The organism is Variovorax sp. WDL1 (genome assembly GCF_001541225.1).
Classification (GTDB): domain Bacteria; phylum Pseudomonadota; class Gammaproteobacteria; order Burkholderiales; family Burkholderiaceae_C; genus Variovorax.
Genome location: NZ_LMTS01000158.1, coordinates 192,149 through 201,999, shown reverse-complemented (window position 1 = coordinate 201,999; position 9,851 = coordinate 192,149). Strand labels below are relative to the sequence as shown.

At 61.8% G+C, this 9,851-nt stretch carries 10 protein-coding genes; all 10 read right to left on the bottom strand.

Annotated features, from left to right (window positions below; translation table 11 throughout):
* Positions 1-266 (bottom strand): 3,4-dihydroxy-2-butanone-4-phosphate synthase (locus APY03_RS44285; RefSeq protein ID WP_232324365.1); only part of this gene is annotated, 266 nt, incomplete at its 3' end.
* Positions 263-916 (bottom strand): riboflavin synthase, encoded by a 654-nt coding sequence (locus APY03_RS21545; protein WP_068679845.1) that lies wholly within the window; start codon positions 914-916, stop codon positions 263-265. The genes APY03_RS44285 and APY03_RS21545, both read right to left, overlap by 4 nt.
* A 45-nt stretch (positions 917-961) precedes the next feature.
* Positions 962-2,059 (bottom strand): bifunctional diaminohydroxyphosphoribosylaminopyrimidine deaminase/5-amino-6-(5-phosphoribosylamino)uracil reductase RibD, encoded by a 1,098-nt coding sequence (ribD, locus tag APY03_RS21540; protein ID WP_068679843.1) that lies wholly within the window; start codon positions 2,057-2,059, stop codon positions 962-964.
* Positions 2,060-2,087: 28 nt separating this feature from the next.
* On the bottom strand, positions 2,088-2,696 hold the full coding sequence (locus APY03_RS21535; protein WP_162487100.1) for a GspH/FimT family pseudopilin: 609 nt from the start codon (positions 2,694-2,696) through the stop codon (positions 2,088-2,090).
* Positions 2,693-3,163, bottom strand: coding sequence for a type IV pilin protein (locus tag APY03_RS21530; protein ID WP_068679839.1), 471 nt, complete (start codon positions 3,161-3,163; stop codon positions 2,693-2,695). Before APY03_RS21530 ends, APY03_RS21535 begins: the two co-directional genes overlap by 4 nt.
* The gene (locus tag APY03_RS21525) at positions 3,163-6,684 is read right to left on the bottom strand and encodes a pilus assembly protein (RefSeq protein ID WP_146039380.1); all 3,522 of its coding nucleotides are present in this window, start codon (positions 6,682-6,684) and stop codon (positions 3,163-3,165) included. The genes APY03_RS21530 and APY03_RS21525 overlap by 1 nt, the downstream gene beginning before the upstream one ends.
* A 342-nt stretch (positions 6,685-7,026) precedes the next feature.
* Positions 7,027-7,659, bottom strand: a complete 633-nt coding sequence (locus APY03_RS21520) for a pilus assembly PilX family protein (protein ID WP_068679835.1) — start codon at positions 7,657-7,659, stop codon at positions 7,027-7,029.
* Between the two features lie 2 nt (positions 7,660-7,661).
* Positions 7,662-8,597: a PilW family protein gene (locus APY03_RS21515; protein ID WP_068679833.1), complete on the bottom strand. Its 936-nt coding sequence runs from the start codon at positions 8,595-8,597 to the stop codon at positions 7,662-7,664.
* 50 nt (positions 8,598-8,647) lie between these two features.
* Positions 8,648-9,253: a type IV pilus modification protein PilV gene (pilV, locus tag APY03_RS21510; protein ID WP_232081085.1), complete on the bottom strand. Its 606-nt coding sequence runs from the start codon at positions 9,251-9,253 to the stop codon at positions 8,648-8,650.
* Between the two features lie 153 nt (positions 9,254-9,406).
* Positions 9,407-9,850: a transcriptional regulator NrdR gene (nrdR, locus tag APY03_RS21505; RefSeq protein WP_068679830.1), complete on the bottom strand. Its 444-nt coding sequence runs from the start codon at positions 9,848-9,850 to the stop codon at positions 9,407-9,409.
* Position 9,851 lies beyond the last annotated feature (1 nt).

Genomic DNA, 9,851 nt, shown 5'->3' with positions numbered 1-9,851 from the left:
GGCGGCAGCTGCAGCCGCTCGCACATCTCGCGCGAGAGGGTAAGGCAGATCAGGCCGCGGGCATGGCGGGCCATGAAGTTGATGGCCTCGGGTGTGATGTGGTCGGCCGCGATCACGATGTCGCCCTCGTTCTCGCGGTCTTCCTCGTCGACCAGGATCACCATGCGGCCGGCGCGCAGCTCGGCCACGATCTCCTCGACCGGCGAGATGGGGGCAGGCGCCCGGGCGCTGCGCGGGGCGGGAATCGGGGTGACTGAAGCGTTCATGGGCTGGGGTCCTTGGGGGCAGCGGGCAGGGCGCCGGCCTGGAGCATGCGCTCGACATAGCGAGCCACGGTGTCGATCTCGAGGTTCACGCGGCTGCCGGCCTCGAGGCTGCCGAGGGCGGTGTTCTCGACCGTGTGGGGGATGAGGTTGATGCTGATCTCACTGCCATCGGGGCCGTCGCTCACGCTGTTGACGGTGAGGCTCACGCCGTTGACAGTGATCGAGCCCTTGTACGCCAGGAAGCGGGCCAGGGCCTGGGGCGCCAGCACCCGCAGCTCCCAGCTTTCGCCCACCGGGGCGAAGTGGCTGACCGTGCCGATGCCGTCGACGTGGCCGGAGACGATGTGCCCCCCCAGCCTGTCGCTGGCACGCAGGGCTTTCTCGAGGTTGACCCGGCTGCCGGGCTCGGCGAGGCCGGCCGTCTTGTCGAGCGATTCGGCCGAGATGTCGATGGTGAAGAGATGCTGCGCCGGATCGAGGGAGGTCACCGTCATGCAGGCGCCGTTGAGCGCGATGCTATCGCCGAGGCCCACGTCGTCGAGGTAGCCGGGGGGCGCCGCGATGCCGAGCCGCTTGCCGTGGGATGAAGAGCTGCCAAGGTCGTGGACGGCGGCGATGCGCCCCACGCCGGTGATGATTCCGGTGAACATCGCGGCATTTTCGCAGAGATGCGAGGCCGCCTCGGCAAGCCCGGGCTAAAAGCGGTCGCGGCCTGCGATGCGGGCGACGATGCGCAGGTCCGGCCCGAGGGCTTCGACGGACTTGAATTCCAGTGCGAGGGCCTGGTCCAGCCGGGCCAGGTTGCCCGCGGGATTGGGCTGGTGCGCAATGCCCAGGCCTTCGCCGATGAATTTCGGGGCGACATAGAGCAGCAGTTCGTCCACCAGGCTTTCGCGCATGAGCGAGCCGTTGAGCTTGTGGCCGGCCTCGACGTGCAGCTCATTGACTTCGTGCAGGGCGAGGTCGCGCAGCATGGCCGCCAGATCCACCTTGCCTTGCTGGTTGGCCACGTAGCGGACGATGGCGCCCCGTGCTTCAAGGGCTGCCTGGGCGGGCGCGTTGGGCGTCGCGGCGTAGATCCAGACCGGCCGGGCGGGTTCGAAGAGGCGTGCGGTGGGCGGCGTCTGCAGTCGGCTGTCGACCACCACCAATGGCGGCTGGCGTGGCGCCTCGACCAGGCGCACGTCGAGCCGCGGATCGTCCTCGAGCACGGTGCCGACACCGGTGAGCAGGGCACCGGCACGCGCGCGCCAGGCATGGCCATCGGTGCGGGCGGCTTCGGAGGTGATCCATTGGCTGGTGCCGTCGAGCAGGGCAGTCTTGCCATCCAGCGAAGCGGCAACCTTGAGCCGGACCCACGGGGTCCTGCGGATCATGCGGCTGAAGAAACCGATGTTGAGTTCACGTGCCTCCTCGGCGCCTGGGCCCACCTCGACCTCGATGCCGGCCGCGCGCAGGCGCTCGAAGCCCTGGCCGGCGACCAGCGGGTTGGGGTCGGTGAGCGAGGCGACGACCTTGCGAATGCCGACGGCGATCAGGGCATCGCAGCAGGGGCCGGTGCGGCCATGGTGGGAGCAGGGTTCGAGGGTGACGTAGGCGGTGGCGCCGGCGACGGAATGGCCCTTGAGCGCGGCATCACGCAGGGCCATGATTTCGGCGTGGGGGCCGCCCGCAGATTGGGTGTGACCCTCCCCGATGATCTGGCCATCCGGCGCTGAGATGACGCAGCCTACGCGCGGATTGGGGTCTGAAAGTGCCGTGGCGGCTGCGCTCAGGTCCAGCGCCAGACGCATCGCCGCGTCGACGGCTGGCGGGCAGCCATCAATCGCTCTCGCTGTCGTTAGAAGAATTGGTGGATACAGGGCACTTGGCATCCGAAGCGCTGGCAGGGCGACAGGAACGCACCCGCCCAGCAAGGGAAACTATAACGCTCCGAGTATCGGCGAGAGCGGCCGTTCCGGTGAGGTCGGAACGGGAGAAGGTGATCGTCAAACCACCAAACCCGCCACCCTTTGTCTTGGGATAGCCCGATGCATCGAACAGGATGTACGGCTTCTTCTCGTTCGCAGTCCCATTGGCACTGGTGGTGATATAGCTGGCCGGTGGCGCTTGAGTAAAGATGACTTTGTCGTCATCTGCAGTGAATGCCTGATCTCGATCCTTGTCGATGAACGCTGTCCATCCCTTGCCCCAATCGGCCCCGTCTGCAGGAACCAGCATGGCTGCCATTCCGGTCTTCATCGCCTCGCTCCGGAGGGTCGCAATGGCTGAAACCAAGCGGTTGGTCGTGGAGGTCAGCTCGGCATTGCGCTGGAACGCAAGGAAGCCAGGTGCAGCGATGACCATCAGGACCGCTGCGACAGCGAGGGTCACCATCAGCTCGATCAGGGTGAAGCCGCCCTCGATCTCAGGGTTGCGTTTCGAGATCATGGCCAGCATACCTTCGGGGGTGAGGAAGTCTTGGTGCCGGCTGTTCCGCTGCAGTTCTTGGCACCCGTGCTCGTGGCCCAGAGTTCGCCGGCTTCGTCATCCGCAAATGTCGGCTTTGCTACGACCTTCACGCATTCAGTCATTGCCTGATCGGTCGCGCATTCATCGGTATAGAGCTGATAGGGCGCGCCAGTGGAACTGTCTCCTGAAAAGGTCTTGAATGGAACGCTCACCGGGTTGGTTACGCCCCCGACATTGGAGAACTTGAGATAGGTGTTGTACTGGGTCATGTAGCGCTCCTGTTGCTGCAACAAGTCCAGAATCGCCGTTCGCGCTTGCGCTCGTTTCCCCTTGAGCACAGCCCAGGTGTAGGACGGGTATGCAATCGCCGCCAGGATGGCGACGACTGCCACGACGATCATCAACTCGATGAGCGTGAAGCCCTTTTCTCGCATCCGTTTCGTCATCACTTGTTTCTCAAGTCCTGGTAGTTATGGATCTGCCGCCAGCTCAGGCGCCCGGCAATCTGCACAGTCGTGACTGTTGCGCTGGTGGCCAGGCCGGTGCTCCCTTGGCTCAAGGTCTGCGTCTTGATGGTGCGGGTGCGCCGGCCCGTGCTGTCAGTGATCGTGGATTCCGTGGCCGCTTCCACGTCCATGGCCATGCTCGCACCCAGAAGACCGACTGTCGAGACTGACGAGGTGCCATCCCCGGTATTCACATCCAAACGGTATTCGCGGCCGCTTCCACCCGTGGGGCTGCAACTGCTCGCATTGGCGGCTTGATCCGGGATGAGGCTGCTGAAAACCAGCGTGTCGCCTCGCAGCAGCGATGCAAACACCTGGCGCTCGCCAGTTGCCGGAAAATCGAAATACCAGCCTGACCGCTGCGTGTTATCAGTATCGGTGGCAGGCCGGCCCCATACGAAAGCCGAGACGTCGATTCGACCCGTTTTGCTGTCGAAGACCCCGGCTTGCAGCCGGCCACGGCCCGTGATGACGCTGGTAGGGGTACCGGTGCTATCCGCCTTCTTGGTGCCGTCGTCATGCACCACATAGAACGAATTGACTGCTGTCGAAGACCGATCGGTCCCCTCAAGATACTTGCCGGTGCCGAACGCGACGTAGATCGATTCCTGGCCTTCGCCGCGGATCAGAAAGGGAGCGGCGCTGATCGGTTGCACATTGCCCAGACCATCCTTGGCGATGTAGAGTGGATAAGGAACCCCGTCGGTGACGAAGGCCGAAAGCGTGCTCATGTTCCAGTCGCCGGAACCTTTGTCCTTGAAATCCAGCTTCCAGAGATTGCCATGCAGGTCACCCATGAACACCTTGCTGACTTCCTGTTGCGCGCCCAGCGTTACCTTGAAGTTCAAGAGCCCCGTCGCCTTGGTCGCGCTCAAGCCGACGTCGGCAGGCAATGAAATCTTGTGGTAGTTCTTGTCGAGGCTCCAGGCTTCGCCTGGGGCCTTGGCCAAGTCGAGTAGAAACAGCGCAGGTTGGCCAGTCGAGCTGAAGTTGCCGGCGTCGTCGCGAACATAGTTGTTGACCCCGCTGGCCACGACTGCAAACCACTTGTAGGTCAGGTTCTCGTTCGGCGCACTGGTACGGAACTTCAGGATCTGGGGACGTCCGACCACATAGCCCAGATCGATGTCGTCTGCAGATGTGAACTCCCACATGACTTTCGATGCAGAAAACTGGGTCGGATCGGTGACGTCGAGCGCGAAAACACCTCGGCCTCCGGCGCCGGTGCCGCTGACGAGCACAGTTTTCCAATCCGCCTTCGTACCGGCAGTGCCGACTTGAGCTTCGGCCACCACCGGGGTGGCATCCACATAGGCCTGATGGTTGTCGAGGTACTTCTTGCTTGTCAGGGCAGAGAGCTTGGGGCCCAGCCAACTCGGGATGTAGCCGAACAGTTCGTCGCCGTTGCTGGCAGCGAATGCGTGAAGCATGCCGTCGTTGGCCCCGACGAACACGGCGGCCTTGCGGTCCTTGTTGTCCTTGAAGAACTCCGCATAGGTGGTCGATTGAATCGTGCTGCTTGGCGCGCCGGAGTACACAACCCCTGAATTCACGATGTCTCCAAGACGCTGGCCGTCACGGTCGCGGAAGCGGCTGACCTCCTTGGAATGATCTCCACGAATGAAATTAAGGCGATCCTCTGCAAAGCCGTCGGCCACGGATGGAGACCCTGAGTAGGGGTCTCGGTCGAGGCTCTGTTTCAGATCGTCACTGATCGAATCCCATGTGAAGTTCGATGCGGTCTGACTGCTGGTGGCGCCGCTGTTGCCCACTACGATTTTGCGCGTGCCGATGTCGGTCAGCGCCTTGAGTCTTTCTGCCGCCCGCCACACGGGAGTGCTGGCTAACTGAACTACGTTGGCATCGTTCGTTGATACCGCATACGCGGCAAGGTCGCCGCTCCAGTCCTGGGAGCTGAATTCTGCTTGATAGATGACATTGCCCGCCGCGGTCAAGGTGCCGGATTGGGAAGCGGCGCCCGCGATGCTGCGGATCCGCTCTCCGGCTCTTGCGAATATCTTGTCGAAGGCAACCAGCACGGAACGCGCATCGCTTTGCCGTGCATATGCGGACGCTTCGCCGGGATTAGAGGGGTCCTGCCAGACGTCGTTGTTCGGCTTCTCGTCCTTGTCGACGAACGGGTTGCCCCATGGGTTGTAGGGCTGCGCGCTGTCGTTGGGAGAAGACGTGGATTCAAAGCCACCGTACTTCGCAGCCAGGAAGAACTGATTCTTGTAGCGACGTGTGGTTTCGTCGTTCTGTTTTCCGTATGCGTTTACATCGAAGAAGAAGCTCTTGACGCGCAGGCCAGGGCGCTGCTTGTTCTTCTGGTCGGTCCAGTTCACTCCTCGGATGTCTTGCGTGTGAGCCCAATAGGCGGTGCCGACGATATCGAACTGGTTGCCGAAGGCATAGAGATTCGGCGAGTTGGGGTTGCCGGTTTCCCGACGCTGATTTTGCCCATCAAAGTATTCGGTCACAAGACCGCCTTCGAATGCTGCGACAGTGTCACGCCACTGTTTGAAATTCGGATGATTCTTCGAAAGATCCGGGCTCGGAAATCGCGCATAGTCCGAGTAGTCCCAGGTTTCGATGTCGCCGATGGTGACGATGTTGCTTTTTACGCAGGTGTAGTCCCCGGTACTAGACCCGTTGGCAAAAGGATCGAGCGCTGTCCAATCCGTGAAGATGGGAAAGCCATCGTACATGCCCGGTGTAAGGCCATCAACAGCCTGCGAGCTGGACTGCAGGCCTTGCAGGTATCGCAATGTTTCGTAATAGAGTTCTCCCACCGGATCGTAGTCTTTGTAGCGTCCGGGCTTGGGGCCTGTGCGGCCGAACTTGTTCAGGTAGTTGATCACCCCGCTGATGGCGGGCGTCTGTGTGGTGTCCCCGTCCGGGTTGGTCTTGAAGATGCCTGTTTGAGGATCCCACTCGGCCGCGGCGTTGCCGCCAGCAGGCGTATTTTCCTGACCATTGGTGTCGTAGGTCTTGCTGCCAACCCATTTCATGGGCGCGCGCAGAACACCCCCATAGCGACGGGTTAAGTCGAGTGCGTATCCGAATGCCGCCAGCCTGAACGAGTTGCTGTATTTTTGTATGGTGCCGGTGGGCTTGAACTGATTGTTCGGGTAGCGGGTGCAGAAGTCACGCCCGATTCCGTAGTCGCGAACGTCCAGCAACTTGCCTGACGCATCCTGGTCGCAAACCTTGACGCGTGAGTAGAAGAAGCCGTCGCTGTTGAGTGGCGCAGGGGTCCAAGAGCCTGAGTAGTTGCGTACGTAGCACTTTTTGGAAGCATCGACGTTGACATCGCTAAAGACATCGCGGCCGTTGCATGGGACCGTGCCCGAACCCGGCACGACGTACCATGTTGTGCCTGTTCCGTACCAAACCTCTTGAGTCCCGGTGAGTGTGCAGGCGCCGCCTTGGGATGCGCATTCCGAGGCATCCGCAGGCAATGAAGTCCTCAGTATGGTAAAGGGACCAGTTGCGGAAAGTGAAGGCGCCCATGAGCCGGTGTAGGTACGCGTATGGCAGTGTTTGGGGATTCCGGGAGCAGGGTCGCCGAATACCCGATTGGCACTGCAGGGGACGCCGTCGGATGCCGGTGCCACGGCCCATTGAGTTCCAGCGCCATACCAAACTTCCTTGATCCCGCTGAAGGTGCATGTAACGTCCTCTGTCGCGCAGGCTGGTGAAGCATCGGCAGGCAAGGCCTGGTTCAAGTTTGCAACCGGCCCCACCGTGTTGGGAACGTTGGAGGCCAGAGATAGTCGAACATAAGGAAGAGCGTGGCTACGCTAGTTTCTGTAGATGATCTGGGTCACTGCCTGGATGTCTTCGCGCGGTCCGAATCCCATGGCCGTCACTCGGAAGAGATATTTGCTGGGCAAGGAGAGATCCCGTTCACCAGGATCGGGGATGGGCTCGATCACGTAGCGAGGTGCCTTGAACGGCTCTATACCCTTGTTGGCACTTTCGTTGGCTGCGAAGCTTCTGCCGGTGAAACGGCCGAACTCGATGGTTTGCGCGTCGTTGCCAGTAACTGTGAAATTCACCGTCTGCCAAGCCGGCTTTCCGCTGACGGGGAGGGCGCACAGTCCCAGCGTATCGATGGCGCCCGAAGGCACCTCTGCCAAGCTTTTTCCACAGCCGGTGACGAACATGTCGGTCTTCTGGAGCGAACCAAGAACAGCACTGCGATTGCCGGTGCCTGGGCCGTGGATGTCGAATTCCGCGTCCTGCAGCGCTGCTTCCGAGGCTTGCCACGCCACTTGCATGTCGCGATCGTTACGTGCCCCGCGCTCCGCCAACAGGGCAATCTGAGCGCCGCCGACGCCCAGGACCGAAACGACAATCAGGATCAGCAGCACCACGATCAGGGAAACGCCACCCTGGTGACTTGCGCATGGGGCATGCAGTGGTTGCTTCATATCTACTCTCCCTGGTCGTTGCGCAGATGCACCGTGAAGGTGACCACTTGCCGCAGCCTGCCATCGGCTGGCGCCTCGTATTGGCTGCCGAAGTCATCGGCGGAGGCGAAGCTGGCACCGCCGAGGGGGAAAATCGTCCGTGCTTCGTATTTCTGGGTCGATGCGGCGTCGCTGCGCAGGACCAGTCCGATGCGCACGCTCCGCACGCGTCTCCAGTTGGCCCGAGTGGCTGCTGTATCGCCTGCGACCGTCAACTGACTGGCACTGAGGTAGCTGTCGGGAACAGTGTCTGGAGTCAAAGTGGTGTCCGTGGGATCGATGGCGGTGTTGGCCTTTACGCCGTCGACGCCGTACAGCACCTGAAAGTTTTCAACGCCGCGGATCAGCGGCACCGCCGAATCGAAAGACGGTGAACCCGTATCGGAGCGATAGCATTTGAGCGTCGGCTCGCCGTCGTTGGACTTGTCAACGAAGAAGACGCTGGTTTGCGCGTCGTCCCGGTTGCTCGCTGGCTTGTCGGGCGGCTGTCCAGCGCAATCGATCATTCCCGCATCCGCCTCCCCCGAGCCAGGCACGGTTTCGGTGGGCTGGTAACGCAGAACGAGAACATCGCCGAAAGACCCCTTGGGCCGCGCTTTGCCGTTGTCCAGCGAATCTCTGTTTGCCAAGGCATTGTCGAAGCCGAACACGTAGGGCAGTGGGTTGGCGCTTGATGCGACGGTGGCGGTGCGTTTCGTTGCGGCATTGGACACGTCCCGATAGCCAGCTTGAACTGCCAAACGCTGGATGAGACTGATGGCGAATCGCGCGTTGTCACGCAATTGCGAAGCCGAGTCGACAGTGGTGAAACCCCGACGCGCCGCGAGCAATGCAGAAGTCGCCGCCAGGACGATCAGCAAGCCCACCATCATGGCGACCATGAGCTCGACGAGCGTCATGCCAGCCAGCAGAGAGCGGCCTGGAAGGGGAGGGCGACGGGATGCGTGCTTCATGGTGTGGTGCTGCCCGCTGTCACGGGAAGGATGACGCCAGGCCGGCTTGTACCGTCTGTTGCAGTCGCGCGAATCGTCCGGTCTTGTTGGTCGGCTTTGGTGGACAGGTGGCTCCAGCCGATCTTGATGACAAGAAGATCGTTCGTGGTGCTCGCCTTGCATTCCCAACGCGGCAATCCGTTGTCGTCGTACGGTGCCGTGTCCAGGCAGACCTTGACGCGTGCGCCGGGAAGGATTTCGGCCACACGGGCCAGCCAGTCCGTCATCTCGGCGTGGGCTACCAGCGTTGGACTGGCGCACGATGAGCCGACCGACAAGCAGTCGGAGACTGTCGCAGGAGTCAGCGGAGCGGAGAAATCGCCGATATAGGGATTGGAGGTGGCCAGCGTCGCGATGTTCTTGTTGCCGCGCATCATTTCGGCCAGTTCGCGTGCCAGATCAACGGCGATTGATTGCAGACGGGCTTCGCGGTTGCTCTGCAAGGCCATTGCCTGCAGCCCGACCATGCCGAGCAAGCCAAATGAAAGCACCAGCAGTGCCACGAGCACTTCGATCAGAGAAAAGCCCGATGCTCGCCTGCGCCGCTGAATACTCGACTGCACCACTACCTCCAGTGAGGTCGCCGAGATGGCGACTCAGCTGGCGATTTTGGGAGTCAGGGAAGAGGAAGAAGGGGCCGCTGGGAGGCCATGTGAAGCCGTTGAGCCCCGAACTCTGGCGCCATCTCACGACGACGGCGAGCTTTTGTCAGAAAGTCAGATATCCCGCAGCAGCTGCCTGAACTCGTCCACGTCCTCGAAGCTGCGGTACACCGAGGCAAAGCGCACGTACGCCACCTTGTCCATGCGCTTGAGCTCGCGCATCACGAGTTCGCCCACCTTGGTCGAATCGATCTCGCGCAATCCGCTGGACAGCAGCTTCTGTTCGATGCGCAGCAGCGCATGGTCGATCTGCTCGATGCTCACGGGCCGCTTGCGCAGCGCCAGCATCATCGAGGCGCGGACCTTCTTGGCGTCGAAGTCGGCGCGGCTGCCGTCCTTCTTGACCACCACCGGGAAATTGACGTCCGGGCGCTCGTAGGTGGTAAAGCGCTTTTCGCAGGTGCCACACTGACGGCGGCGCCGCACGAAGTCGGCATCCTCCGACACACGGGTCTCGACGACCTGCGTTTCGAGATGACCGCAGAAAGGGCACTTCATG